Origin of the sequence: Micromonospora sp. WMMA2032 (assembly GCF_002688545.1) — a bacterium.
GTDB lineage: Bacteria > Actinomycetota > Actinomycetes > Mycobacteriales > Micromonosporaceae > Micromonospora > Micromonospora sediminicola.
On sequence record NZ_CP024052.1, the window covers coordinates 5,740,527 to 5,766,434 of the forward strand.

The following is a 25,908-nucleotide window of genomic DNA, read 5'->3' on the forward strand; positions in this document are numbered from 1 at the left end:
ACGCCCGCACCGCCCCGCCTCGTCGAGGTGACCACCGGCCCCGTCGGAGGTCACGGCCCGCCGTAACCGCACCCGACGGGCCGGCGCAGCATCCCCCCACCCGGCATCCGGCGCGACGCGCGCCCGGTCCTGGCTGCGCGCGTCAGGAAGGGACAGCACAGCATGTCCAGCCACCCCCACCACCCCCCAGCCCGACGACGACTCGCCGCCGGATCGGCGCTGCTGCTCGCGGCGGCCGCCGGCGCGGTCACCCTGGCCGCGGCGCCCGTCCCGGCGTCCGCCCACCCCATCCCGGCGAGCGACTTCCAGCAGGTCGAACTCGCCCGAGGTGTCGCCGAGACCGGCGAGCCGATGTCCCTCGCGGTGCTGCCCGACCGGTCGGTGCTGCACACCGCCCGCAACGGCACGCTGCGCCGCACCGACGCGGCCGGCGCCACCACGGTCATCGGCACCCTGCCCGTGTACACCCACGACGAGGAGGGGTTGCAGGGCGTCGGCGTCGACCCCGGCTTCACCACCAACCGGCACATCTACCTCTACTACGCGCCGCCGCTGTCCACCCCGGCCGGGGACGCGCCGGCCACCGGCACCGACTTCTCCGCCTGGCAGGGCGTCAACCGGCTCTCGCGGTTCACGCTCAACGCCGACTTCACGCTCAACCAGGCCAGCAAGGTCGACGTGCTCGACGTGCCGGCCGACCGGGGGCTGTGCTGCCACGTCGGCGGCGACATCGACTTCGACGCCGCCGGCAACCTCTATCTGTCCACCGGCGACGACACCAACCCGTTCGACTCCGCCGGCTACGCCCCGATCGACGAGCGCACCAACCGCAACCCCGGGTACGACGCGCAGCGCAGCGCCGGCAACACCAACGACCTGCGCGGCAAGATCCTGCGGATCAAGGTGAACGCCAACGGCACCTACTCGATCCCGAGCGGCAACCTCTTCGCGCCCGGCACCGCGAAGACCCGACCGGAGATCTACGCGATGGGCTTCCGCAACCCGTTCCGGATGAGCGTCGACAAGTCCACCGGCATCGTCTACGTCGGCGACTACGGCCCGGACGCCGGCACCACCTCGGCGCGCGGCCCGTCCGGGCAGGTCGAGTTCGACCGGGTCACCGGCCCGGGCAACTACGGCTGGCCGTACTGCACCGGTACCAACACCGCCGCCGAGACGTACGCCGAGTGGGACTTCGCCACCGGCACCGCCGGTGCGAAGTTCGCCTGCACCGGCGGCCCGACGAACAACTCGTTCCGCAACACCGGCCTCACCACGCTGCCGGCCGCGAAGCCGGCCTGGATCCGCTACGCCGGTGACGCCGGCAGCCCGCCCGAGTTCGGCGGCGGCTCCGAGTCGCCGATGGGCGGCCCGGTCTACCGGTACGACGCGGCCAACCCGTCCACCACCAAGTTCCCGCAGTCCTTCGACGGGCAGTTCTTCGCCACCGAGTTCGGCCGGGGCTGGATCAAGCCGATCCACCTCAACGCCGACGGCTCACCCGGCACCATCGACGCGTTCCCGTGGACCGGCAAGCAGGTGATGGACTCCGCGTTCGGCCCGGACGGCTCCTACTACGTGCTCGACTACGGCACCGGCTACTTCAACGGCGACGCCAACTCGGCGCTGTACCGCTTCGACTACCTCGGCGGGGCCAACCGCGCCCCGGTGGCCCGGGCCGCCGCCGACCGGACCTCCGGCGCCGCCCCGCTGGCCGTGGCGTTCTCCTCGGCCGGCTCGTCCGACCCGGAGGGCGGCGCGCTGACGTACGCCTGGACGTTCGGTGACGGCGGCACCTCGACCGCGGCCAACCCGTCGCACACCTACACCGCGAACGGGCGCTACACCGCCACGCTGACCGTCCGCGACCCGCAGGGCGCCACCGGCACCGCCAGCGTGACGATCACCGTGGGCAACACCGCGCCGACGGTGGTCATCGAGACGCCCGGCAACGGCAAGCTCTTCTCCTTCGGCGACACGGTGCCGTTCCGGATCACCGTCACCGACCCGGAGGACGCCACCATCGACTGCACCAAGGTCAAGATGACCTACGTGCTCGGCCACGACCAGCACGGCCATCAGATCACCTCGGCGACCGGCTGCACCGGCTCGATCGCCATCCCGGTCGACGGCGAGCACGACGACGCGGCGAACATCTTCGCCATCTTCGACGCCGAGTACACCGACTCCGGCGGCCTCACCACCCACACCCAGCACACGCTCCAGCCCCGGCACCGGCAGGCCGAGCACTTCAAGACCGCGTCCGGGATCAACACGTTCGACAAGGGCACCGCCGAGGGCGGCAAGACCGTCGGCGACATCCACAACGGCGACTGGATCGCGTTCCAGCCGTACCTGCTCGCCGACGCCACCGGGTTCACCGCCCGGGTCTCCTCGGCCGGCGCGGGCGGCACGCTCCAGGTGCGCGCCGGCTCGGCCACCGGCACCGTGCTCGGCTCGGCCACCGTCCCGGTCACGGGCGCCTGGGACTCGTTCACCACCGTCACCGGCACCATCACCAACCCGCCGGCCGGCACCACCACGCTCTACCTGACGTTCGCCGGCGGCGCCGGGGCGCTCTACGACCTGGACGCGTTCACGTTCGCCACCTCGGCCGTCCGCACCGGCCCGGTGACGGGCCTGGCCGGCAAGTGCCTCGACGTCCGTAACGCCGCCACCGCCGACGGCACCCAGATCCAGCTCTACACCTGCAACGGCACGGCCGCGCAGTCGTGGACCGTGACGCCGAACTCGACGGTCAAGGCGTACGGCAAGTGCCTGGACGTGTCCGGTGGCGGCAGCGCGGACGGCACGAAGATCCAGTTGTGGACGTGCAACGGCACGGGCGCGCAGAACTGGTCGGCGCAGGCCGACGGGACGGTGCGTAACCCGCAGTCGGGCAAGTGCCTGGACGTGTCCGGCAACAACTCGGCCGACAGCACGCCGGTGCACCTGTGGACCTGCACCGCTGCCGCCAACCAGCGCTGGACCCTACCCTGAGGAATGGAAGGAGAACGCCGATGAGACTCCTCCGCACCGCGCTGGGGGCGGTGACCGCCGTGCTCGCCACCATCGCCTGCACGGCCCCCGCCGCCCCGGCGAGCGCCGCCGACGCCCCCTACGACGTGCTGGTCTTCTCCAAGACCGCCGGCTTCCGGCACGACTCCATCGCGGTCGGCACACAGACCGTCCGCGACCTCGGCGCGGCGAACAACTTCACCGTCACCGCGACCGAGGACGCCGCCCAGTTCACCACCGCCAACCTGGCCCGCTTCGAGGCGGTGATCTTCCTCAACACCACCGGGGACGTGCTCAACGCGACCCAGCAGGCCGCGTTCGAGGCGTACATCTCCGGCGGCGGTGGATACGTCGGCGTGCACTCCGCCGCCGACACCGAGTACGACTGGCCGTTCTACGGCAACCTGGTCGGCGCCTGGTTCGCGTCCCACCCGGCGATCCAGCCGGCCACCGTCAGGGTGGAGGACCGGGCGCACGCCGCCACCGCGCACCTGCCGCAGCAGTGGAACCGCACCGACGAGTGGTACGACTACCGCACCAACGCGCGGTCCACCGCGCACGTGCTGGCCAGCCTCGACGAGTCCTCGTACTCCGGTGGCTCGATGGGCGGGGACCACCCGCACGCCTGGTGCAAGCCCTACAGCGGCGGCCGGTCCTTCTACACCGGCGGCGGGCACACCCAGGCGTCCTACGCCGAGCCGGCGTTCCGGGCCCACCTGCTCGGCGGCATCCGCTACGCCGCCGGGCGCACGAAGGCCGACTGCCGGCCGGAGACCGGCTACACCGCGCTCTACAACGGCGGCACCACCGGCTGGTCCCAGGCCGGGCCGGGCAGCTTCACCAACACCGACGCCACGCTCACCTCGGTCGGCGGTATGGGGCTCTACTGGTACAGCGCGAAGCAGTTCACCAACTACTCGCTCAAGCTGGACTGGCGGGTGGCCGGCGACGACAACTCCGGGATCTTCGTCGGCTTCCCGCCGTCGAGCGACCCGAACTCGGCCGTGAACAACGGCTACGAGGTGCAGATCGACCCCACCGACGCGGCCGACCGGACCACCGGCGCGATCTACGGGTTCAAGTCCGCCGACCTGGCGGCCCGGGACGCGGCGCTCAACCCGGCGGGGGAGTGGAACACCTACGAGATCCTGGTCGAGGGCGAGCGCCTCCAGGTCTTCCTCAACGGCGTCCGGATCAACGACTTCACCAACACCGACCCGGTCCGGTCGCTCGCCGGGCACGTCGGCATCCAGAACCACGGCACCGGTGACGACGTGTCGTTCCGCAACATCCGGATCAAGGAGCTGGGCGGTACCCCGCCGCCCAGCGGCAGCACCACCGTGCAGGCCGAGTCGTTCAGCGCGGCCAGCGGCGTCAGCGCGTTCACCAAGGCCGGCGCCAACGGCGGGCAGACCCTCGGGTACGTCGACCCGGGCGACTGGGCCGCGTACCAGGGCCTGGACCTGACCGGGGTGACGTCGCTGCGCGCCCGGGTGGTCTCCGGCGGTCCGGGCGGCACCATTCAGGTGCGCACCGGCTCGCCCACCGGCCCGGTGCTCGGCCAGGTGGCGGTGCCGAACACCGGCGGCTGGACCACCTTCGCCGACGTCTCCACGGCGTTGAGCGGGGTGCCGTCGGGCACGCAGACGGTCTACCTGACGTTCACCGGCAGCGGGTCCGGGCTGTTCGACGTCGACGACTTCACGCTGGTCCGCTCGACCGGCACCGGCGGCGTCGGCCCGGTGAAGGGCCTGGCCGGCAAGTGCCTGGACGTGCGGGGCGCGGCCACCGCGGACGGCACGCAGATCCAGCTCTACACGTGCAACGGCACGGCCGCGCAGTCGTGGACCGTGACGCCGAACTCGACGGTCAAGGCGTACGGCAAGTGCCTGGACGTGTCCGGTGGCGGCAGCGCGGACGGCACGAAGATCCAGTTGTGGACGTGCAACGGCACGGGCGCGCAGAACTGGTCGGCGCAGGCCGACGGGACGGTGCGTAACCCGCAGTCGGGCAAGTGCCTGGACGTGTCCGGCAACAACTCGGCCGACAGCACGCCGGTGCACCTGTGGACCTGCACCGGCGCCGCCAACCAACGCTGGACCCTGCCGTGAGGTAGGCCATAGAGTGGGGACGGCGGCCGTGAGGTGGCCGGTGGCCCGGCGGGAGGCGCAACCCGCGGGTTCGCAGACGCTAACGCGTCCACCGGTGCCCTCGGGCCGCCGCCTCCGGTCGCCTCGCCCCGGTCCGCAACGGAATCCCCCATCACGACAGGGGAGAAGGACAATGGCGCGACCCATCACGCTCTTCACCGGCCAGTGGGCCGATCTTCCGTTCGACGAGGTCTGCCGACTCGCCTCCGAGTGGGGCTACGACGGCCTGGAGATCGCCTGTTGGGGCGACCACTTCGAGGTCGACAGGGCGCTCGCCGACGACTCGTACGTCGAGCGCAAGCGGGCCACGCTGGCCAAGCACAACCTCCAGGTCTTCACCATCTCCAACCACCTGGTCGGGCAGGCCGTCTGCGACCACCCGATCGACGAGCGGCACCAGGACATCCTGCCGGCCCGGATCTGGGGCGACGGCGAGCCGGAGGGCGTACGCCGCCGGGCCGCCGAGGAGATGAAGGACACCGCGCGGGCGGCGGCGAAGCTCGGCGTACGGACCGTCGTGGGCTTCACCGGCTCGTCGATCTGGCACACCCTGGCCATGTTCCCGCCGGTGCCGCCGGCCATGATCGAGCGCGGCTACCAGGACTTCGCCGACCGGTGGAACCCGATCCTGGACGTCTTCGACGAGGTGGGGGTGCGGTTCGCGCACGAGGTGCACCCCAGCGAGATCGCCTACGACTACTGGACCACCAAGCGCACGTTGGAGGCGATCGGCCACCGGCCGGCGTTCGGCCTGAACTGGGACCCGTCGCACTTCGTCTGGCAGGAGCTGGACCCGGTGAACTTCATCTTCGACTTCGCCGACCGGATCTATCACGTGGACTGCAAGGACGCGAAGGTCCGCACCGGGGACGGCCGGCGCGGCCGGCTCTCCTCCCACCTGCCCTGGGCCGACCTGCGGCGCGGCTGGGACTTCGTCTCCACCGGGCACGGCGACGTGCCGTGGGAGGACTGCTTCCGGGCGTTGAACGCGATCGGCTACGACGGCCCGATCTCGATCGAGTGGGAGGACGCCGGCATGGACCGCCTGGTCGGCGCGCCGGAGGCGCTCCAGTTCGTCCGCCGCCTCGCCTTCGACGCCCCCTCCGCCGCCTTCGACGCCGCCTTCAGCAGCACCCGCGACTAACCCCCCGCTTTCCGCGATCTTGCAGTTGTGGCCCCCCAGAAACGGGGTGTATCCGGCATCTCGGGGGCCGTAACTGCAAGATCGGCGGCGGGGGGTGGGAGGTGGGTCAGCGGGCGGCGAAGGTCTGGTCGCTGACCAGGCGGGCCGCGCCGATCAGGGCGGCCCGCTCGTCCAGGTCGGACAGGACGATCGGCATGCTGCCGGTGGCCAGCGGGGTGGAGCGCCGGTAGACCACGCCCCGGATCTCGGCCAGCAGGACCGGCCCGATGCCGGGCGGCGCCCCTCCGATGATCACGATGGCCGGGTTGACGAAACTCACCAGCCCGACCAGCACCTGCCCGAGGCGACGGGCGGCGTCGCGGACCAGCGTCTGCGCCGCCGCGTCGCCCTCGGTCGCCGCCGCGGCCACGTCGGCCACCGTCAGCGTGCCGGCCTCCGCGAGCCGGTCCGCCAGCGCCGTCGAGCGCCCCGCCCGCACGGCCGTCACCGCCTCGCGCACCAGGGCGGCGTCCCCGCAGTACGCCTCGACGCAACCGGTGTTGCCGCACCCGCAGAGCGGTCCGTCCTCGGTGAGCTGGAGGTGCCCGATGTCGCCGGCCCCGCTGGCCGCGCCCCGGTGGAGCGTCCCGCCGAGCACCAGCCCGCAGCCGACGGCGTCGCCGAGCTTGACGTAGAGGAAGTCGTCGAACGGTCGGCCGGTGCCGGCGTGCCGCTCGCCCAGGGCCATCGCGTTGGCGTCGTTGTCGACGTGCACCGGGCAGCCCAGCTCGGCGGCGAGCGTGTCGCGTACCGGGAAGCGGTGCCAGCCCGGCAGGGCGGGTGGGGAGACGGGGCTGCCGTCGCGGACGGCGACCGGCGCGGGCAGCGCGACCCCGACCCCGGTCAGCCGGGCCAGCCCGGCCTCGGCCCGCAGCTTGCCGAGCAGCTCGACCGCCCGGCCGACCACCGCCTCGGGGCCGACCCGGACGTCGACCGGCTCGTCGTGCCGGGCCAGCAGGTTCAGCTCGCCGTCGGTGAGGGCGACCCGCAGCCGGCCGTCGCCGACGAGCACCGCGCCGAAGCGCACCTGCGCGCCGACCCGCAGCAGCGACGAGCGACGGCCACCGCGGGACGCCGCCGGGCCGGCGGTCTCCACCAGGCCCAGCTCGGTCAGCCGGTCGACCTCGGCGGCGAACCGTGCCCGGGGCAGCCCCAGCACGTCGACCAGCTCGACCCGTGACCGCGGGCCGTCGTCGCGCAGCAGGCGCAGCAGCCGCGCCTGCTCCGCCGTCTCCGGTCCGACCATCGGCATGTGATCACCTCCCCACGAAGAATGTGCCACACCCGCGTCACGGCGGCGTGACGCGTGAGGAGGTGGCGTCCGGGCACACGGGAGCGGGCCGGTCACCCGAAGGTGGCCGGCCCGCTGTCCGCGTGCGTCAGAGCGTGTTGCCGGTGCTGGACGGCTTGGTGCTCGTGCCGGTCGTGGTCGAGCCGGTGGCGCTGGTCGAGCCCGTGCCGTTGGCGCTGCTCCGGCTGCCGACGGCGGCCGGCGTGCCGGCGAACGGCTTGTCGGCGTCGGAGAGCCCCTGCTTGCCACCGTTGCCGGTGGCGAGCTTCTCGCCGATCTTGGTCTGTCCCAGCTTGTCCTTGCCCTCCGAGTAGAGCCGGGTGGCCTGGGCCTGCGCGACGCCGGCCGCCTCCTGGACGGTCGGGTGGTCGAGCACCTTGCGCCCGCGGACCACCAGCTCCTCGTACTTCTCCCGGCCGGCACGGGCGCCCAGGACGAAGCCCGCAGCCAGCCCGCCAAGGAACATGATCTTTCCGCGCATGGCGGCTCCTTTCGTACCTGACGCTCTGCCGATCCCCGCCGATACCCGGCGGAAGCGACCCACTCGCGCCTACATCCTCTGTCGGTGCCTTAACTACCCATCCTGCTCCGCGCTCATACCTCCCTGTGTCGAGATGGCGATTTGTCCCGTAATCCGCCCTCGGTCCACCGGTCCGGTCGGGTCCGGTAACCCCCTGGCGCACTACCGGCGGATGTCCTGTACTCTTGTCCCCGTCGCACGGCGCGGAGAGATCCGGGTCGGGCGGTGCACGGTCCCCTGTAGCTCAATTGGCAGAGCAGCCGGCTGTTAACCGGCAGGTTATTGGTTCGAGTCCAATCGGGGGAGCTTCGCTCCACGTCACGCCCGTCGGCCCAGGCCGACGGGCGTTCTCCGTTTCCAGGCCCGGGCAGCCGCCTGATTTCCGCCCGCGCGCGACAGCTCGGCCGGCAGGATGGTCGCTGTCGACTTAGACTCCCGCTGCGTCGATTGATGCGTCGATTCGAGGGTGGTGGAGATGGCCGCAGGACGCAGCCGCTGGACCGCGACGCTGGTCGCGGTTGCGGTGGTGCTCGGCTGGCTGGTGGTCGGTGGCATCGCCGGCCCCTACTCCGGAAAGCTCGGCGAGGTCGCCACCAACGACAACGCCTCCTTCCTCCCCGCCGACGCCGAGGCCACCCGGGCGCAGGACCTGGCCGCCGGATTCGTCGACCGGGAGAGCACGCCGGCACTGGTGGTCTACGAGCGCACCAGCGGCATCACCCCCGCCGACCAGCAGCGGATCCAGGCCGACGCGGCGCGCTTCGCCCAGGTGCCGGGCGTCATCGGTCCGCTGCCACCACCGATCGTCAGCCAGGACAAGCAGGCCGCCCAGGTGATCGTCCCCATCGACAGCGCCGAGGGCGAACAGATCCGCACCGTCGTCGACGAGCTGCGGAACATCGCCGGCCCGGACCGGGACGGACTCACGGTCGACGTGGCCGGCCCGGCCGGCCTGCTCGGCGACCTGATCGAGGTGTTCAGCGCGATCGACGGGCCGCTGCTGCTGGTCACCCTGGTCGTGGTGCTGATCATCCTGCTGATCGTCTACCGCAGCCCGGTGCTCTGGATCTTTCCGTTGCTGGCCGCGGGGATGTCGTACTCGCTGGCCGCCGTCGTCGTCTACGTCCTGGCGGACAACGACGTGGTCAAGCTCAACGGGCAGGCGCAGGGCATCCTCACCGTGCTCGTCTTCGGCGCCGGCACCGACTACGCGCTGCTGCTGATCGCCCGCTACCGCGAGGAGCTGCACCGGCACGAGCGCCCCTGGGACGCCATGAAGGCCGCCTGGAAGGGCGCCGCCCCGGCCATCATCGCCTCCGGCGCCACGGTCATCGTCAGCCTGCTCTGCCTGCTGCTGTCCAGCCTGAACTCCAACCGGGCGCTCGGCCCGGTCAGTGCCGTCGGCATCGCCGCGACACTGCTCGTCATGCTCACGTTCCTGCCCGCCCTGCTGGTGCTCGGCGGGCGGTGGGCGTTCTGGCCCCGGCGCCCCCGGCACGACGACGCGGACCCCCGCACCGAGCACGGCATCTGGGGGCGGATCGCCGGCTTCGTGGCGCGCCGCGCGCGTACCGTCTGGGTCGTCACCGCCGTGGTGCTGGCCGCCCTCGCGATCGGGGTGACCCAACTCGGCGCCACCACGCTCGGCCAGTCCCAGCTGTTCACCCAGCGCACCGACTCGGTGGCCGGCCAGGAGGTGATCGACAGGCACTTCCCGGCCGGCACCGGCAGCCCGGCCACCGTCTTCACCGCGCAGGCCGCCGCCCAGCGGGTCGCCCAGGTGGCGCAGGGCGTCAAGGGCGTCGCCTCGGTGGCGCCGCTCGGCCGGCGCGGCGAGAACGCGCCGCCCGAGGAGAACACGCCCCCGAAGGTCGTCGACGGGCGGGTGCAGCTCAACGTCACGCTCGCCGACCCGCCGGACAGCAACGGCGCCGAACAGACCATCCGCGACCTGCGCGAGGCGGTCCACGCGGTGCCCGGCGCGGACGCCGTGGTCGGCGGCTTCACCGCGATCAACGTGGACACCGCCGACGCCTCCGTCCGGGACCGCAACGTGATCATCCCGGTGGTGCTGCTCGTCATCGCGGTCATCCTGGCGCTGCTGCTGCGCGCCCTGGTCGCCCCGGTGCTGCTGATCGCCACCGTGGTGCTGTCGTTCCTGGCCACGCTCGGCCTCTGCGCCCTGCTCTTCCGGTACGTCTTCGACTTCCCCGGCGTGGACCAGTCGTTCCCGCTGTTCGCGTTCGTCTTCCTGGTCGCGCTCGGCATCGACTACAACATCTTCCTGATGAGCCGGGTCCGCGAGGAGTCGGTCCGGCGTGGCACCCGGGCCGGCGTGCTGGCCGGCCTCGCGGTCACCGGCGGGGTCATCACCTCCGCCGGCATCGTGCTCGCCGCCACGTTCTCCGCGCTCGCCGTCCTCCCGCTGGTGGTGCTGGTCGAACTGGGCGTGGCGGTCGCCGTCGGGGTGCTGCTGGACACCATCGTGGTCCGCTCGCTGCTGGTGCCCGCGCTCGCGTACGACATCGGGCCGAAGGTCTGGTGGCCGAGCCGATTGTCCCGCTCGCACCGCGAGGGCGACCGGGCCGGGGCGGGGGTGGACCGTGCCTGACACCGACGTGGTGATCGTCGGCGGCGGCCTGGCCGGCCTCGCCGCCGCCCGCCGGCTGCACCGCGCCGGCGTGCCCTGGCGGCTGCTGGAGAGCGCCGACCGGCTCGGCGGTCGGGTGGCCACCGACGAGGTCGACGGGTTCCTGCTGGACCGGGGGTTCCAGGTGCTCAACACCGCCTACCCCCGGCTCGGCGGCCTCGTCGACCTGGACACGCTCGACCTGGGCTGGTTCACCTCCGGGGTGCTGGTGCGCCGGGGCGACCGGCTGGAGCGACTGGTCAACCCGCTGCGCGAGCCGACCGGCGCGCCCGGCGCGCTGACCGCCGGCGTCGGCTCGCTGCGCGACCGGCTGCGCCTCGCCGCGCTCGCCGCCGGTTGCGCCGGCCTCCCGGTCGGGCGGCTGCTCTCCGCGCCCGAGACCAGCACCGAGACGGCGCTGCGCCGGGCCGGCCTCTCCGACGCGATCATCGAGGAGCTGCTCCGGCCGTTCCTCTCCGGCGTCCTGCTCGACCGCGAGCTGGCCACCTCCAGCCACGTCTTCGCGGTCATCCTGCGGTCCTTCGCCCGCGGCCGGATCGGGCTGCCCGCGCGCGGGATGGGCGCGCTGCCCCGCGCCGTCGCCGCCCCGCTGCCCGCCGAGCTGATCGCGCTGCGTACCCCGGTCACCGCTGTCGCGCCCGGCCGGGTCCGCACCGAGGCCGGTCAGATCACCTGCCGCGCCGTCGTGGTCGCCGCCGACCCGCCGGCGGCGACCACGCTGCTGCCCACGATCAGTCGGGTACGCATGCACGCGTACACCACCTACTACCACCGCGCCGACACCCCGCCGCTGGACGAGCCGATCCTGCTGCTCGACGGCGACCGGCGGGAGATGATCGCCAACACGGTGGTGCTCAGCAACGCCGCACCCACCTACGCACCGGCCAACCAGCACCTGGTCGCCACGTCCGTGGTCGGCCCGCAGCCCCCGCCCGAGCGGGTGATCCGGACCGAGCTGGAACGCCTCTACGGCCGCTCCACCGCGGACTGGACCCACCTCACCACCGTCACGGTGCCCGACGCGCTGCCGGCCGCCCCGCCACCGCAGGGCCGACTGCGCAAACCGGTCGCGCTCGGCGACGGGCTCTACGTGGCCGGCGATCACCGGGACAGCCCGTCCATCCAGGGCGCGCTGGCCAGCGGGTGGCGTACCGCCGGGGCGGTGCTGGAGGAGTTGCGGCGCTGAGCCGACGTGTCGCTGCGCGCTGTTATTCTCGCGTTGCCCATCGTGGGCGTCGCGGCGGCGGCGTCGTCGGGGCGGTGGTGCCCGGAGATCGATCGGCGGGTTACGATCCGGCGCGGTGACGGGGCGGTAGCTCAGCCGGTTAGAGCAGGGGACTCATAATCCCTCGGTCGCGGGTTCGAACCCCGCCCGCCCCACCAGCCGCTTTCCCCTTTCAGTCATGCTGACGGCGACCCCAACCGATGCCTCCGGCGGAGATCTTCGACAGGGCTGTAGTTGAGGCAGAGGAGCGGTGGCGTGGCGGACGAGGCGTTCCCCAGCGATCTTTCCGGCCACTTCTGGGCGACGCTCGAACGTCGGCCCGAACTCGATCGATGGCGCTTCGAGATCCTCGACTATCAGAACAACGTCCTGCTCAGTGGCTTGGCCTGCAACGAGCGGCAGGCCGCGGCCATCGTCAACGCCTGGGACCAGGTGATCACATCGTCGCCCGACGAGGAGGACCCCAGCATGGATCGGCCCGATGAGTCGGCATGATCGTGCCAATGGTCGAATTCCCCGCCCAGCGGGCCGCCTGACACCGGGGCCGTCCAGCGACCCTGTGGGCTTCCGCCGTCCATCTTGACCAGGGCGACCAGGCCGTGGCCCCCGAGGTGGGCCAGCAACTCCGCCGGGCGTTCATCCACTGCCGCATCCGACGGCTACGTCCAGCACCGACAGGCGTCCTGACCGGAACGCCGTCACCTGCTCGGCGTTCAGCGGGTAGTACGACAGGGGTGGATCACTCGTCGTCCAGCGGTCGACGTGCACGAAGCACCCGTGCCACTGACCGCGACCCACCACCGCGACATGGGTGGGCCGCTGGAGCTGAGTCGTCGGTGGAGCGGACGTGCTTCCGCCACCGGCGGTGGCGCCGTGCGGCGACGGCGACGGCCACCGCGACGAGAAGCGCGGTGGCGCCCTTCCAACCCCGCTCGAACGACGACCTGTCGTCGCCGAACGCCGCGTCACCGGCGGTCATGAGCCACAGCCCGACCCACGCCCACTGCCAGCCGTGTGGTCGGGAGAACCTGTCGGGTGGCTCGGATGCGGCGACGAACACCGCGGCCACGGCGCCGCCGACGACGATCAGCGGTATTCCGATGCGCCCGACGACGTCCCACAGCGACACGAGCCGATGATGGCACCCCGTCCGGACAGAACCGGCGTCATGGTCAGCGAGTCGACTGCCGCATGACCCAGGTCGGCACGGGTTCGGCGAAGCGGTGCGCCACCTCCCAGCCGGCGCGCCGGTAGACCTCGACGTTGTCGGGGTTGCTCGTCTCCAGGACCGCAGGCAGGCCGTCGGCGGCGGCCCGGTCCAGCCCCACCCGCATGAGGGCGTGGCCCCACCCGTGGCCGGCGTGGTCCGGATGCGTGCCCAACACCCCGAGATACCAGAAGGGGACGGCGGGCAGTGCGGCGTGGACCGCCCGGTCGTACGCGCGGACGCGCCGCAGCACGTCGGCGGGAAGTCGGTCGGCGAGGTCGTCGTCCGGTGCGTCGCCCTCGGCGGCGGGTGGTTCCCAGATGGCGACCGACGCGCCGCGCTCGACCGTCCAGATCGTCGCCTTGGGTAGCCGCTTGTCGAAGAGGTGCCCGAAGAAGGCGCCGGCGTAGGGCGCGTAGGTCGCGTCGTCGGGGAACAGGAACCGCAGGACGGGGTCCTTGGTGAACGCGGCGACCAGCGAGGCGACGACCCGGCCCCGGTCCTCCGCCGTGGCGACGGTGATCTCAGGTGCTGTCACAGCGAACATTGTCCCGGGCCCGACGTGCCACACGGCTCTCGGCCTCCTCCAGCCAGCGCCGATACCACCGGGCGAAGCCGAGGGGGGTTCCGTCCTCGTCGCGCAGCGGCTGGTAACCGCCGTCCGAGGCGGTGTCGTCCGTCCACATCTGGCCCCGCGCCGGTCCGCTGACGACCAGCGCCTCACGCAGCGCACAGCCGAGATGACACAGGTAGAGCAGGCCGACCGAGTGCTCCGGCCGAAACACCACGGCGTCGTGCCGTTCCCAGTACGCGTCCTCGGCCGCGTTGAACTCCTCCTCCGAGTCGAAGTCGTCCTCGTCGGGCGGGCCGGGCAGCCCGTCGGCCGGGTTGAACGCCTCGACGTGCGGAAAGGGCCGCGCGAGCGTGCCCAGGTCGGTGAGGTCGGCGCCGTCGCCCTCCCACGACCACCGTCCGTCGCGCCGGCGCAGCGGGAAGAGCCCGTACGCCGGCCCCGCGCCGCCCCGGCCCGCGACGAGCAGGAAGGCCTGGTACTCACCGGGCAGTTCCACCCCGAGCTGTGCCTCCACCTCGGCCAGGTCCCCGGTGCTCAGGGGCGGCTCCAGCTCCCACCGGTGGCCGGCGGACCCGAAGACGGCGGAGGCGGCGGGCGCGGCGGCCACGCGGGCCAGCCGTTCGCGTACGTCGGACCAGTCGGTGTGCGGCACGCGCCGGACGATACCGCCGTGCCCGGACCGCCGACAGCCCTCGACAATCTCGACGGGGCGGGATAGCGGTGGGGCTCCCAGGCGTCTGTGAGGGGTGGACGAGGAAACGAGGGTGGTGCGGTGGAAGAGGACGAACGGGCGGTGCTGGCCGAGTTCGTGGCGAGTCGCGCGCCGGCGCTGATCCGGGTCGCCTACCTGCTCACCGGCGACCGGAGCAGCGCGGAGGACCTGTTCCAGTCGGCGCTGTCGAAGGTCATCCCGAAGTGGCGGAGCATCCGTCACGCCGACCCGGAGGGCTACCTGCGGGCGGTCATGTACCGGGAGCAGGTGAGCTGGTGGCGTCGGCTGCGTCGGCGGCGTGAGACCCCGGTCGACCTCGGTACGCCGGTGGTGGCCGACCCGAGCGGGGGAGCGGACCTGCGGCTGGCGTTGCGGGCGGCGCTCCGGCAACTCACGCCGGCGCAGCGGACCGTCGTGGTCCTGCGCTACTACGAGGACCTGCCGGAGGCGCAGGTCGCCGAGCTGCTGGGCTGTTCGGTCGGGACCGTGCGCAGCCGCACCGCCCGTGCGGTCGCCCGCCTGCGTCAGCTCCTGCCGGCCGGCGAGCTTCTGGAGATGCAGCGATGACCGATCCCTTCGAGCACGTCCTCCGCACCACCCTCACCGAGATCGCCGAGGAGGCACCGACCGTGCAGGACTCTCTGACCAGGGCGGAACGACGCGTACGCCACCGCCGACGGAACACCATGGTGGTGGGTACGGCGGGCCTGCTGGCCGCGCTCGTCATCGCCGCGCCGTTCGCCTACGCGGACCGGGGCGACGACGGGCAGCCGTCACGTCCGGCGACGATCGTCCCGAAGCCGAGCCCGAGCGGGCCGGACGAGCCGGTTCCGGGCCCGCCGGGTGAGCCGGTCCCGAGTCCCGGCGGCGCACGGGGAACCGTTCCCCCTCCGCCGGGCGCTCCCGGCACGCCGGTCCCGAGCCCGAGCGGGACCGCTCGGGCGGTTCCGCCTCCGCCGGGCGCAGCCAGTCCGAGCCCGAGCGGGACCGCTCGGCCGGTTCCGCCCTCGGCGGGCGCGCCGGCCCCGGGCCGACCGGGCATGCCGGCCCCCGATCCGGGGGCGCCGGGCGCAGCGGTGGCGAGCCCTGTTCCCCACTGAGCCGATGCCGGCGCGGATCGGAGCGTCGCCGTGCCGCCGCAGCGACGCCGGGCCCGCCGCGCAACGGCGGGCCCGGGCCGTCGCAAGGCGCCGACGTGGCTGCGTAGGTCGCGTCGTCGGGGAACAGGAATCGCAGGAGGGCGTCTTTGCTGAACGCGGCGACCGGCGAGGTGACGACCCGGGCGCGGCCTTCGGACGTGGCGACGGTGATCTCAGGCGTGGTCACACCGAACATGGCCCTCGCCCGCCTGTCGCGGCATGCCCGTCGTGGTCCCGGTCACTTCGCCGCCGGGCTGGTGACACTCGGCCAACCGGGCCGCTGGACGGCTCCCCTGCACGTCCAGCTGAGGTCCATGGCGTTGACCTGGAGCTCGATCGCCACGCCTGGCTCGGTCGCCCGACGTTGCTCCACCAGGTCGGCTTTCGCCAGCAGCACGGACCCCTTGAAGGTGAAGCCGTCGACGCCGGACTGCTTGGCCGCCTCGCCGATCGGCCGCATGACGGCCGGATCGCCGTGGGTGCCGCTCCGCACCGCCTGGTCGACCTGTTCACACACCCAGGCGGCCAGGGCGACGCCCTTGAGAGCAGGGTACGAGACGGCCGCGGCAGGGGGAGTGCTGCCGACTGTGGACGGTTGCGGCGAGGGACCGTAGCCCTGACACCCCGGCACGGCGAGGACCACGGCAGCGGCCAGAACCGCCGGACGGAGACGCAGCACCGGCTGATGATAGAGGCGGCGCGCGCGCCGGCGGACCCCCGCTCGATCTCCTGGGGCCGGCCGATTCCCGGCACCCGGCTCTCGGCCCTCGCCGGCCGGCGCCGATACCACCGGGTGAGGCCGAGTGGGGTTCCGTTCTCGTCGTGCCGTTCCCGATACACGTCCTCGGCCGCGTTGAACTCCTCCTCCGAGTCGAAGTCGTCCTCGTCCGGCGGGAGCCATCCGGAGCGGCTACCGGGCGCGGATCGGTAGGCTGCGCCGGTGGACAAGCGCTACGCGGCGATGGCCCTGTCGCTGCCTCTTGCGGTGCTCCTCGCTTCGTGCGGCAGCAGCGCGACCCCTGAGGAGCAGGCGGACTACCTGCGCAAGATGGCTCATCGGGGGGCCGACCTGCATGCCGCCAAGCAGAGTCAGGGCCGGGGAACCCCCGGTGACCGGGAGGAGTGCGACGGGGCCTACCAACACCTCTACGGTGGACGGAACAGCCCCGAGACGCCGCACGTCGGATCCGCGGCTGGGGACGCCGCCCTGGCCGAGGAGGGCGAGGACCTGTTCGTCGAGAGCTGCGTGAACGGCACCCCGGCACCGGTGCCGGCGCGCGACTGACCGTCGGCTCGCCAACTCCGACGTGCCGCTTCGACACCCCCGCCGCGGCACCCGGGGTCGGCGGCGACGACTGAGCCTCAGGGGCGCCCCCTCAGGTTGTCGCCGCGTAACACCGGACGGCCACCCGCTGCCCCGAGCTCCACTGCTGATCGACCGTGCCCAGCAGGTGCCAGCCGAGCCGCTCGTAGAGAGCCACCGCCGCGGTGTCGGACGCCACCACGTCGAGCACCGGCCTCAGGCCGCGATCCCGTGCCGCGTCGACAGCCCGCGCCATCAGCAGCACACCGATCCCGTGGCCGCGAGCCGACGGAGCGACGAACAGTCGGTTGACCACGGCGGTCCCTTCGACACCCACACCCGTGCGAGAGCTCCACAAGCCGGGTGCCGCGTCTCCCGTCCCGCTCCGGGACAGGCCGACATGGCCGACCACCCGGCCGTCCCGTTCCGCCACCCACGCGGCGAGGAGCGACGACGGCGTGAGCCAGGCGTGCGGGACGTCGGGCCAGTTCACCGGATAGCCGTCGCGCCGATGAACCTCCGCCAGCACGCGGAGGCAGTCGCCGAGGTCGCGGTCGGTGCGCCGGCGGGCGCTCGGGGGCGCGTCCGCGCCGGATGCGTCTCCGCTCGTCACCCGCCGTATGGAAGCACAGCTCACCGCCGGTGACCAGCGAATTCCACGACCACCTCCGGTCCACGGCGGCGTGTGGCGCCGCCGGTGTCAGGACGGCCAGTACCACCCGAGGGGGCCGGCCGAGCGAGCATCGATGCCTCATGCTGTGCACCATGGCGATCTACGACCCGAAGGCGAACCTGCTCGACTATCTGCGCGGTGCCCGGGAGGCGGTGGTGTGGAAGCTCGACGGGCTGGACGAGTACGACGTCCGGCGTCCGCTGACGCCCACCGGCACGAACCTGCTGGGCCTGGTCAAGCACCTGGCGCGCGGCGAGTTCGGCTACTTCGGTGAGACGTTCGGGCGGCCGGGTGACGCCGTCGCCCGATGGTGCGAGGATGACGCGTCGTGGGAAGCCTGGGCTCTGCCGACTGAGTCGCGCGAGTCCGTCGTCGACCGCTACCGGCAGGCCTGGGCACACGCGGACGCGACGATCGAGGCCCTGCCGCTGGACGCCGTCGGCCGAGTGCCGTGGTGGGGCGACGGCGGTGAGGTGACACTGCACCAGGTCCTGGTCCACGTCACCGCCGAGACGCAGCGCCACGCCGGGCACGCCGACATCGTTCGGGAGCTGATCGACGGCACCGTCGGACTGCTGCGTACGACGACGAACATGCCCACGTCGGACGCGGCGCACTGGGCCGCTCACCGGGACATGGTGGAGCGGAACGCGCGGGAGGCCGCCGGCCGGTGAATCACCGCGGTGACGGGGCGGGACGGCAGCCCCGTGGACCTGGTGCGCTGTCGCGCCCGCGGCGGTGGCGCGCCGGGGGGCGACGGGCCGGGCGAGAACATGCCGCTCGACACCCGCAGGTCCGACGACGAGGGGATCCGCGACGCCCGACCTACGACGGCTCGGGCAGCGCCGCGGTGACGTCCAGCTCGACCAACTGCCCGGTGAAACCGAGCTGGGCCACGCCGAGCAGCGTGCTGGCGGTGGTGAACGCGCCCGCCAGTGGCGTGGCGAGGAACCGTCGCCACACCTGGGCCAGCACGGTCTGGTCGGCGCTGACGACGTAGATGACGGTACGCACGACGTGCTCGGGACCGGCGCCGACCGACCGGAGAGCGGTCAGCGCATTCCGGGCGACCTGGTCCACCTGGGCCTCCACGTCACCGGGGCCTGCCAGGACACCGTCGGCGTCCAACGGGCACTGGCCGGCGAGGTAGGCGGTGCGACCGGCCGCGACGATCGTGACGTGGTGGTAGCCCGGGGTGGGGTGCACGCCCTCGGGGTTGGAGCTGATGATGGTCATGCGCCGCAGCATCCCGGATCCAGGTCCGTGGCGTCACCGGGTTTGCGCGGTGGTGGAGCGAGCAGGAGGCCTGATGGAGACCTGGCGGGTCGTTGCGGGTGTCCTGATCGCGCTGTTCATCGGCCTCGTCGGTGTCGCACTGGCCACCAACTACCGCGGCGTCACGGAGTGGCACGTACGCCGCTCGGCGGCCGCTGCCGGCATGCTCCGGCGGGTGCCGCCGTGGCGGTGGTTGCCGGACGCCGACGCCGACCGCCGGGTGGCGCGGTTCGTCCTGTTCGAACGGGGGCTCGGTGTGCTCTTCGCGGCGGCGGGCGTCGTCGCCCTGGTGGTCGAGCTGTACTCCGTCGTCTCCGGCGAGCCGCTGCCGTCGAACAAGTAGGAGCGAACCGCTACGTCCACGGCGGCGTGTGCCGGGTCAGGTAGGCGCGGGCGCGTGGCAGCGGATCGCCCCAGTACTGGTGCGGCATGCGGCTGTGGTGCGCGGCGCAGAACTCGGCCAGGTCGGCGGGGAGCGCGACGGCCTCCAGCGGCCGGCTCTCGAAGTCGCGGTTCGCCGCCAGCAGGTCCGCCTCCGCGTGCCAGCCGGAATGGTCGAACGCCCACCCCGCCCAGGTCGCGTACACGTGCCAGACCTGCGGGTCGTCGGTGAAGCGCAGTCCGGCGAGCCCGACCGGCCGGTCCGGGTAGGCGTCCCGGCACACCCAGGCCAGGATGTGGCACGCGCCGGCGGCGAAGAACGCCTGATCGGTGCGGTCCCACGCGAGGCGCTGGTCGGACCGTTCGAGAGGGGTCCGACGGAAGACCCCCGCCGCCACCGCTGCCACGCCCCGACGGTACCGGTCCGTCGGGGCGGATCGGGCAGGCGCGCGCGGCGACGCGGTGACGGGCGAGGGTCAGTCGCCGGGTTCGACGTACGAGGCGAGGTTCGCCAGCGAGGACGCGATGCCCTCCTCGTGGACGGCCTGGTCGATGCCGGACGGCACGCCGGTCGCGGTCACCGTCACCTCGGTGCCGTCGCCGGCCGCGGCGAGGTGCCAGGTCATCGTCATGGTGCCGGCGTACGCCGGGTCGTCGGCCCGGAACACCGCTGTCTGCACCACGCGCGCCGGCCGTACCAGGTCGGCGAACCCGACGTCGACGACGTCGGTCGCGTCCGACGTCTTGCCCGGACTGCCGCTGGGGTCGAGGTAGGTGAGCACCATCCGGAACCCGCCGCCGGGGCGGGGATCCCACCGCTCGATCCGCCCGCGCATGCCGTCGGGCGGCAGCCACGCCTCGAGCGCCTCTCGGTCGAGGAGCGCGTCGTAGATCGCGGCGGGCGCTGCGGCGATCGTCCGGCTCGCCTGATCGATGCGGTTCACCACTCGATTCTAGGATCCGATCGCGGGCAGGATGGGCGGGTGAGGTTTCCTCTGTCGACACCGCCCGCCGTTCCCGCCGGCACGCTCGCGGTCGGTCCGCAGCCGACGCTCACCGCCGGCGGTGACCTCGTCCTGCGGCCCTGGCGGGCGTCCGACGCGGCGGCTTTCCTGGCCGCGTACCAGGATCCGGAGATCCGACGCTGGCACACCCGCCGACCCGCCTCCGAGGAGCAGGTACGCGAGTGGTTCGCGTTCTACCGCCGCGCGTGGGCGCAGGAGACGGCGGCGAGCTGGGCGATGACGTACGGCGGCGGTGACGTGCTGGGACGCATGGTCCTGGGTGGCATGGACCTCGGCGACGGGGTGGCGGTGTGTGCGTACTGGGTGGTTCCGGCCGCCCGTGGCGCGGGTGTGGCCTCCCGGTCGTTGCGGGCGGTGAGCGACTGGGCGCTCGGTGCGGTGGGCTTCCACCGTCTCGAACTCGACCACTCGACCCGCAATCACGCCTCCTGCCGGGTCGCCGTCAAGGCGGGCTTCCGACCGGAGGGCATCAGGCGCAACGCGGCCGTGCACGCCGACGGACGGCACGACATGGAGGTGCACGCCCGCGTACGCGGCGACGACTGACGCGGTCGGCCGGCGCTCACTCGCCACCTGCGTCGTGACGCCTGACTGCTCGGGCGGTGCACTCGGATGAGAAAGTGGCAGCGTGCGGGTGGGGATCCTCGGGCCGCTGGAGGTCCGTGACGGCGAGCGGACCGTCGACGTCGCCGGGGCGCGACTGCGGGCGCTGCTGATCCGCCTCGCCCTGGACCCGGGTCGCCCGGTGAGCCTGCCCGCGCTGGCCGAGGCGCTCTGGGCGGACGCGCCGCCCGCGGACACCGCCAACGCGGTGCAGACGCTGGTGTCCCGGCTGCGTCGGGCCGTGCCCGGGCTGGGGGTGCGCAGCGGTCCGGCCGGCTACCGGCTCGACCTCGCCCCCGAGGACGTGGACGCCGGGCGCTTCGAGCGGCTGGCCCGGCAGGGTCGGGAGGCGCTGCGGGACGGCAACGCGCCGGAGGCGCTCGCGACGCTGCGCGACGCGCTGGCGCTGTGGCGCGGTCCGGCGCTGGCGGAGGTCGCCGACGCAGCCTATGCGGGGGCCGCCGCGGCCCGGCTGGCCGAGCTGCGGCTCACCGCGCAGGAGGACCGGATCGACGCGGAACTGCGCACCGGGCGGCCGGAACTGCTGGTCGCCGAGCTGGACGAGCTGACCGCCGCACATCCGCTGCGGGAGCGGCTGGCCGCGCTGCACCTGCGCACGTTGGCCGCCGCCGGGCGGCCCGCCGAGGCGCTGGCCGGGTACGAGCGGATCCGCGAGCGGCTCGCCGAGGAGCTGGGCGTCGACCCCTCGCCCGAGCTGCGGGCCGCGCACCTGGCGCTGCTGCGGGGCGAGGCGGCCCCGGCCGCCGTGCCCGCCGGGCGGCGGGGCAACCTGCGGGCGGCGCTCACCACGTTCGTCGGGCGGGACGAGGACCTGCGCCGGCTCACCGGGCTGCTCGCCGGCAACCGGCTGGTCACGCTCATCGGCCCGGGTGGGGCCGGCAAGACCCGGCTGGCGAGCGTCGCGGCGGGCCGGCTGGCCGACGGTGTGCCCGGCGGGGCCTGGCTGGTCGAGCTGGCGCCGATCACCGACCCGGCCGACGTGGCCCGGGCCGTGCTCGACACGGTGGGCCGGCGGGAGCGGACGCGGGAACCGGTCCGGCCCACGCTCCGCGACACGCTCGGCCGGCTGGTCGACGCGATCTCCACCGACGAGACGCTGATCGTGCTGGACAACTGCGAACACGTCGTCGAGGCCGCCGCCCGGCTCGCCGAGGACCTGCTGGGCCGCTGCCCGGGGCTGCGCGTGCTGGCCACCTCCCGGGAGCCGCTGGGCATCGTCGGCGAGGTGCTGGAACCCGTACCGCCGTTGCGCCTGCCGCCGGCCGACGCGAGCCCGGGCGACGCGGCCGCGTACCCGTCGGTGCAGTTGCTGCGCGACCGGGCCGCCGCCGTGCGGGTCGGTTTCGCGGTGACCGACGACAACGTCGCGGACGTGGTGGAGATCTGCCGCCGGCTCGACGGCATGCCGCTGGCGATCGAGCTGGCGGCGGCGCGGCTGCGGACGCTGTCGCCCCGGCAGGTCGCGGCCGGCCTGGACGACCGGTTCCGGCTGCTGACCGGTGGCAGCCGCACCGCGCTGCCCCGGCACCGGACGCTGCGGGCGGTGGTGGACTGGAGCTGGGGGCTGCTCACCGACGACGAGCGCCGGCTCGCCGAGCGGCTGGCGGTCTTCCCGGCGTCGGTCACCGCCGAGTCGGCGGCCGGCGTCGCCGGCCCGGCCGCCGCCGCGCTCCTCGACGCGCTCGTCGACAAGTCGCTGCTCCAGGTGGTCGACGACGGGCGGTTCCGGATGCTGGAGACCATCCGGGAGTACGGGCTGGAGCGGCTCGCCGCGGCCGGGGAGGGTGCCGGGGCGCGGGCCGCGCACGCCGCGTACTTCCGGGATCTGGTCGGCACCGCCGAGCCGCACCTGCGCACCGCGGGCCAGCTGCCCTGGCTGCGGCTGCTGGAGGCGGAACGGGAGAACATCGTCGGCGCGCTGCACCACGCCTGCGACGCCGGCGACGCCGACACCGCGCTGCGGATCGGCGCGGGGCTGGCGCTGCCGTTGACGATCTGGGGCGACGACGGCGGCATCGGCGGTGACGTGCTGGCCCGTGCGCTCGCGTTGCCCGGCCCGACGCCGCCGGGGGAGCGGGCCGTGGTGCTCGCCATCCGTGTCGTCACGGAGATGTTCCACAGCGCCCACGTGCCGACGCCGGAGCGGATCGCCGAGCTGACCGACGCCGTGCGCGCGGCGCAGGGGACCGGGCACCCGCTGGTGGCGCTGCTCGAACCGGCGCTGTCCATCTTCACCGATGACACCGCCGCCGGGATCGCCGCGGTCGACCGGGCGCGCGGCCATCCCGACCCGTGGACGGACGGGACGCTGCTGGCGATGCGCGGCCAGATCAGGGAGAACGACGGCGACGCCGAGGGCATGCTGCGCGACCTCACCGGGGCGATCGAGGAGCTGCGCGCGGTGGGCGAGCGGTGGAGCCTGTCGATGGTGCTGAGCCAGTACGCCGACGCGCTCACCAAACGCGGCGACTTCGCGGCGGCCACGGCCGCGCTGGAGGAGTCGGCGCGCCTGGTCCGCGAACTGAACCCGGCCGCCGAGCCGGGCTTCCAGCTGATCTGGCTGGCGGCCATCCGCGCCCGCTCCGGCGACGTGGCCGGCGCCAAGGCGGAGCTGCGCCGGTTCGTCGCCGACCGGGTGGCCGACCGGGACGGCCGGGACGCCGCGTTCGGGCTGATGATGCTCGGCGACATCGCCCGGCTGGAGGGCTCGCTCGACGAGGCGCAGGAGTGCCTCGCCGAGGCGATGCGCCGACAGGACGAGGCGCCACTGGTCGCGCCGCAGTTCCGTGGCCTGCTGCTGGCCACCATGGCGCATCTCGCGCTCGCCCGGGGCGACCTGCCGGACGCCCGTCGTCACCTGGACGAGGCCACCGTCCGAGGGCTGGCCGCACGGGACATGCCGGTGATGGCGATCATCGCGGTCGGCTGGGTCGCGGTCGCCGAGGCGGAGGGCCGGTACGAGCGGGCCGCCGAGCTGCTCGGCACGTCCGACGCGCTGCGCGGCTGGCCGGACCGCTCCAACCCGGACGCGCAGCGGCTCGCCGAACGGCTGCGGACCGAGCTGGGCGAGGACGGCTACACCGCCGCGTACGCCCGGGGGCACGGCCTGAGCCGGGCCGACGCCCTCGCGTTCGTGGGCGGCGACCCGGCTCGGTGAGGCCGGTCAGGCGCGACGTCGGTAGGCCCGCACCGCGAGCGGCGCGAACACCGCGATGATCGCCACGGTCCAGAGCAGCGACCGGGTCACCGGCCCGGCCACCGGGCCGCCGATGATCAGGCCCCGGGCCGCCTCCATCACGTCGGCCACCGGGTTGATCCCGACCCACCACTGCAACCACCCGGGCAGCGTGTCGGTCGGCACCATCATGTTGGTGCCGAAGGTGAGCGGGAACAGGACCAGGAACGCGGTGCCCTGCACGGCGCCCGGGCTGCGCATCACCACGCCGAGCAGCACGCCGATCCAACTGACCGCGAACGCGAACGCGATGGTCAGCAGGCAGGCGGCCAGCGTGGACAGCGGGTCGGTGCCGATCCGGAAGCCGATGGCGTAGCCGAACGCGAACAGCACCACGATGGAGACCACGAACCGGACCAGGTCGCCGACCACGGAGCCGACCAACGGCGCGGACCGGGCGATGGGCAGGCTGCGGAACCGGTCGAAGACGCCCTTCTCGACGTCGGTGTTGAGGCTGACGCCGGTCGCGATGGACGCGAAGAGCACCGTCTGCACCATGATCGCCGGGAGCAGGAACTCCAGGTACGCGTGCTGCGAGCCGGAGATTGCGCCGCCGAGCAGGTAGACGAAGATCAGCACGAAGATGACCGGCTGGAGCGTGACGTCCAGCAGTTGCTCCGGTGTGCGGAGCGTCTTGATCAGGCTGCGGCCGGCGAGCGCGAGGCTGTGCCGGGCCAGTCCGAACCGGCGGGCGGCGCCCCGGGGCGCGCGGGTGCGGGGCGGCGTCGCCGCCGCGCGGGTGGTCGTGGTCATGCCGCCACCTCCGTGGGCTCGTCGGCGCCGTGGCCGGTCAACGTGAAGAACACCTCGTCGAGGCTGGGCAGCCGCAGCGCCAGCTCGGCCACCCCGATGCCGGCGTCGTCGAGCCGGCGGACCACGGCGGTGAACGGGGCGTCGCCCTCGACCGGCACGGTGAGCAGCCCGGGGCGGGGCAGCTCGGGTTCGGTCCCGGTGCTGGCGCGCAGGATCTCGGCGACCTCGCCGATCCGGTCGGGCTCGGTCGGCCGGACCACGATCGTCTGGCTGCCGGCGATCCGCTTCAGCTCGCCCGGCGTGCCGTGGGCGATCACCCGGCCGTGGTCGATCACCGAGATCTCGTCGGCCAGCGCGTCGGCCTCGTCCAGGTACTGCGTGGTCAGCAGCACCGTCGAGCCGTCGTCCACCAGCGAGCGGACCACGCCCCACATCTCCTCGCGCTTGGCCGGGTCCAGGCCGGTCGTCGGCTCGTCCAGGTAGATCACCTCCGGCCGGCCGACCAGGCTCGCGGCCAGGTCCAGCCGGCGGCGCATGCCACCGGAGTACGTCTTGGCCGGCCGTCCGGCCGCCTCGGTCAGGTCGAACCAGGCGAGCAGTTCGGCGGCCCGGGCCCGGGCCTCGCGCCGGCTCAGGTCGAGCAGGCGACCGATCAGCACCAGGTTCTGCGTGCCGGTCAGGTCCTCGTCGACCGAGGCGTACTGGCCGGTGAGCCCGATCAGCCGGCGTACCTCGGCGGCCTCGCGGACCACGTCGTGACCGCCGACGGTGGCGCGCCCGGAGTCCGGGCGTAACAGGGTGGCGAGGATCCGCACCGCCGTGGTCTTGCCGGCGCCGTTGGGCCCCAGCACCCCCAGCACGGTCCCCCGTCGTGCGGCGAGGTCGATCCCGGCCAGCGCGGTCGTCGTACCGAACCGCTTGACCAGGCCCTCCGCCTCGAATGCGTACGTCATGGCACCGACCCTGGTGG

23 protein-coding genes and 2 tRNA genes are annotated in these 25,908 nt (G+C 73.5%); 14 read left to right on the forward strand and 11 right to left on the reverse strand.

Annotated features, from left to right (window positions below; all coding sequences use genetic code 11):
• The first annotated feature begins 162 nt into the window (after positions 1-162).
• From CO540_RS26700 to CO540_RS26710, 3 genes are all read left to right on the forward strand, one after another.
• Positions 163-3,000 carry an RICIN domain-containing protein gene (locus CO540_RS26700; protein WP_099164070.1) on the forward strand — a complete coding sequence of 946 codons (2,838 nt, stop codon included), beginning with the start codon at positions 163-165 and terminating at the stop codon, positions 2,998-3,000.
• Positions 3,001-3,020: 20 nt separating this feature from the next.
• Positions 3,021-5,129: a ThuA domain-containing protein gene (locus CO540_RS26705; RefSeq protein ID WP_099164071.1), complete on the forward strand. Its 2,109-nt coding sequence runs from the start codon at positions 3,021-3,023 to the stop codon at positions 5,127-5,129.
• Between the two features lie 172 nt (positions 5,130-5,301).
• On the forward strand, positions 5,302-6,312 hold the full coding sequence (locus CO540_RS26710) for a sugar phosphate isomerase/epimerase (RefSeq protein ID WP_099164072.1): 1,011 nt from the start codon (positions 5,302-5,304) through the stop codon (positions 6,310-6,312).
• A gap of 106 nt (positions 6,313-6,418) precedes the next feature.
• Here CO540_RS26710 and CO540_RS26715 read toward each other — a convergent pair whose 3' ends face one another.
• Both CO540_RS26715 and CO540_RS26720 read right to left on the reverse strand, forming a co-directional pair.
• Positions 6,419-7,603, reverse strand: coding sequence for an ROK family transcriptional regulator (locus CO540_RS26715; protein ID WP_099164073.1), 1,185 nt, complete (start codon positions 7,601-7,603; stop codon positions 6,419-6,421).
• A gap of 127 nt (positions 7,604-7,730) precedes the next feature.
• The gene (locus tag CO540_RS26720; protein WP_099164074.1) at positions 7,731-8,123 is read right to left on the reverse strand and encodes a hypothetical protein; all 393 of its coding nucleotides are present in this window, start codon (positions 8,121-8,123) and stop codon (positions 7,731-7,733) included.
• A gap of 272 nt (positions 8,124-8,395) precedes the next feature.
• Between CO540_RS26720 and CO540_RS26725 the strand changes: the two genes are divergently transcribed.
• The 5 genes from CO540_RS26725 to CO540_RS26745 all read left to right on the forward strand — a co-directional run bounded on the left by CO540_RS26725 (position 8,396) and on the right by CO540_RS26745 (position 12,532).
• Positions 8,396-8,468, forward strand: a tRNA-Asn gene (locus CO540_RS26725).
• Positions 8,469-8,637: 169 nt separating this feature from the next.
• Positions 8,638-10,773 carry an MMPL family transporter gene (locus tag CO540_RS26730; protein ID WP_099164957.1) on the forward strand — a complete coding sequence of 712 codons (2,136 nt, stop codon included), beginning with the start codon at positions 8,638-8,640 and terminating at the stop codon, positions 10,771-10,773.
• Positions 10,766-11,998, forward strand: coding sequence for an NAD(P)/FAD-dependent oxidoreductase (locus CO540_RS26735; RefSeq protein WP_099164075.1), 1,233 nt, complete (start codon positions 10,766-10,768; stop codon positions 11,996-11,998). Before CO540_RS26730 ends, CO540_RS26735 begins: the two co-directional genes overlap by 8 nt.
• Before the next feature lie 120 nt (positions 11,999-12,118).
• Positions 12,119-12,195: transfer RNA gene (locus CO540_RS26740), tRNA-Ile, on the forward strand.
• Between the two features lie 97 nt (positions 12,196-12,292).
• Positions 12,293-12,532, forward strand: a complete 240-nt coding sequence (locus CO540_RS26745; protein WP_099164076.1) for a hypothetical protein — start codon at positions 12,293-12,295, stop codon at positions 12,530-12,532.
• Between the two features lie 677 nt (positions 12,533-13,209).
• On the opposite strand, the gene CO540_RS26755 is transcribed toward CO540_RS26745, so the two are convergent.
• On the reverse strand, positions 13,210-13,782 hold the full coding sequence (locus tag CO540_RS26755; protein ID WP_371682248.1) for a GNAT family N-acetyltransferase: 573 nt from the start codon (positions 13,780-13,782) through the stop codon (positions 13,210-13,212).
• Positions 13,769-14,470 (reverse strand): SMI1/KNR4 family protein, encoded by a 702-nt coding sequence (locus CO540_RS30240; protein WP_157779180.1) that lies wholly within the window; start codon positions 14,468-14,470, stop codon positions 13,769-13,771. The genes CO540_RS26755 and CO540_RS30240 overlap by 14 nt, the downstream gene beginning before the upstream one ends.
• A 120-nt stretch (positions 14,471-14,590) precedes the next feature.
• Here CO540_RS30240 and CO540_RS26765 point away from each other — a divergent pair, with 120 nt between their 5' ends.
• Positions 14,591-15,097 carry a SigE family RNA polymerase sigma factor gene (locus tag CO540_RS26765; protein ID WP_099164079.1) on the forward strand — a complete coding sequence of 169 codons (507 nt, stop codon included), beginning with the start codon at positions 14,591-14,593 and terminating at the stop codon, positions 15,095-15,097.
• 810 nt (positions 15,098-15,907) lie between these two features.
• On the opposite strand, the gene CO540_RS30245 is transcribed toward CO540_RS26765, so the two are convergent.
• Complete coding sequence (locus CO540_RS30245) at positions 15,908-16,348, reverse strand: hypothetical protein (RefSeq protein WP_157779181.1); 441 nt, start codon at positions 16,346-16,348, stop codon at positions 15,908-15,910.
• 261 nt (positions 16,349-16,609) lie between these two features.
• Here CO540_RS30245 and CO540_RS26780 point away from each other — a divergent pair, with 261 nt between their 5' ends.
• A complete protein-coding gene (locus CO540_RS26780; protein WP_099164081.1) occupies positions 16,610-16,954 on the forward strand; it encodes a hypothetical protein in 345 nt (114 codons plus the stop codon).
• Between the two features lie 91 nt (positions 16,955-17,045).
• Here the strand turns inward: CO540_RS26780 and CO540_RS26785 are convergent, their stop codons facing one another.
• Positions 17,046-17,585 carry a GNAT family N-acetyltransferase gene (locus CO540_RS26785; RefSeq protein ID WP_216642305.1) on the reverse strand — a complete coding sequence of 180 codons (540 nt, stop codon included), beginning with the start codon at positions 17,583-17,585 and terminating at the stop codon, positions 17,046-17,048.
• 152 nt (positions 17,586-17,737) lie between these two features.
• On the opposite strand from CO540_RS26785, the gene CO540_RS26790 reads away from it, so the two are divergent.
• Positions 17,738-18,319 carry a DinB family protein gene (locus CO540_RS26790; RefSeq protein ID WP_099164959.1) on the forward strand — a complete coding sequence of 194 codons (582 nt, stop codon included), beginning with the start codon at positions 17,738-17,740 and terminating at the stop codon, positions 18,317-18,319.
• 151 nt (positions 18,320-18,470) lie between these two features.
• Here the strand turns inward: CO540_RS26790 and CO540_RS26795 are convergent, their stop codons facing one another.
• The gene (locus CO540_RS26795; RefSeq protein ID WP_099164960.1) at positions 18,471-18,881 is read right to left on the reverse strand and encodes a RidA family protein; all 411 of its coding nucleotides are present in this window, start codon (positions 18,879-18,881) and stop codon (positions 18,471-18,473) included.
• A 73-nt stretch (positions 18,882-18,954) separates the two neighbouring features.
• Here CO540_RS26795 and CO540_RS26800 point away from each other — a divergent pair, with 73 nt between their 5' ends.
• Positions 18,955-19,263, forward strand: coding sequence for a hypothetical protein (locus CO540_RS26800; RefSeq protein ID WP_099164082.1), 309 nt, complete (start codon positions 18,955-18,957; stop codon positions 19,261-19,263).
• A gap of 10 nt (positions 19,264-19,273) precedes the next feature.
• Here the strand turns inward: CO540_RS26800 and CO540_RS26805 are convergent, their stop codons facing one another.
• Together CO540_RS26805 and CO540_RS26810 are read right to left on the reverse strand one after the other, a co-directional pair.
• Entirely contained in the window at positions 19,274-19,708 is a 435-nt protein-coding gene (locus tag CO540_RS26805) for a hypothetical protein (protein WP_099164083.1), read from the reverse strand.
• 69 nt (positions 19,709-19,777) lie between these two features.
• Positions 19,778-20,245, reverse strand: coding sequence for an SRPBCC family protein (locus tag CO540_RS26810; RefSeq protein ID WP_099164961.1), 468 nt, complete (start codon positions 20,243-20,245; stop codon positions 19,778-19,780).
• Between the two features lie 39 nt (positions 20,246-20,284).
• Here CO540_RS26810 and CO540_RS26815 point away from each other — a divergent pair, with 39 nt between their 5' ends.
• Positions 20,285-20,872 carry a GNAT family N-acetyltransferase gene (locus CO540_RS26815; RefSeq protein WP_099164084.1) on the forward strand — a complete coding sequence of 196 codons (588 nt, stop codon included), beginning with the start codon at positions 20,285-20,287 and terminating at the stop codon, positions 20,870-20,872.
• 82 nt (positions 20,873-20,954) lie between these two features.
• On the forward strand, positions 20,955-24,107 hold the full coding sequence (locus CO540_RS26820; RefSeq protein ID WP_099164085.1) for a BTAD domain-containing putative transcriptional regulator: 3,153 nt from the start codon (positions 20,955-20,957) through the stop codon (positions 24,105-24,107).
• 6 nt (positions 24,108-24,113) lie between these two features.
• On the opposite strand, the gene CO540_RS26825 is transcribed toward CO540_RS26820, so the two are convergent.
• Positions 24,114-24,938 carry an ABC transporter permease gene (locus CO540_RS26825; protein WP_099164086.1) on the reverse strand — a complete coding sequence of 275 codons (825 nt, stop codon included), beginning with the start codon at positions 24,936-24,938 and terminating at the stop codon, positions 24,114-24,116.
• Positions 24,935-25,891 (reverse strand): ATP-binding cassette domain-containing protein, encoded by a 957-nt coding sequence (locus CO540_RS26830; RefSeq protein WP_099164087.1) that lies wholly within the window; start codon positions 25,889-25,891, stop codon positions 24,935-24,937. Before CO540_RS26830 ends, CO540_RS26825 begins: the two co-directional genes overlap by 4 nt.
• Positions 25,892-25,908 lie beyond the last annotated feature (17 nt).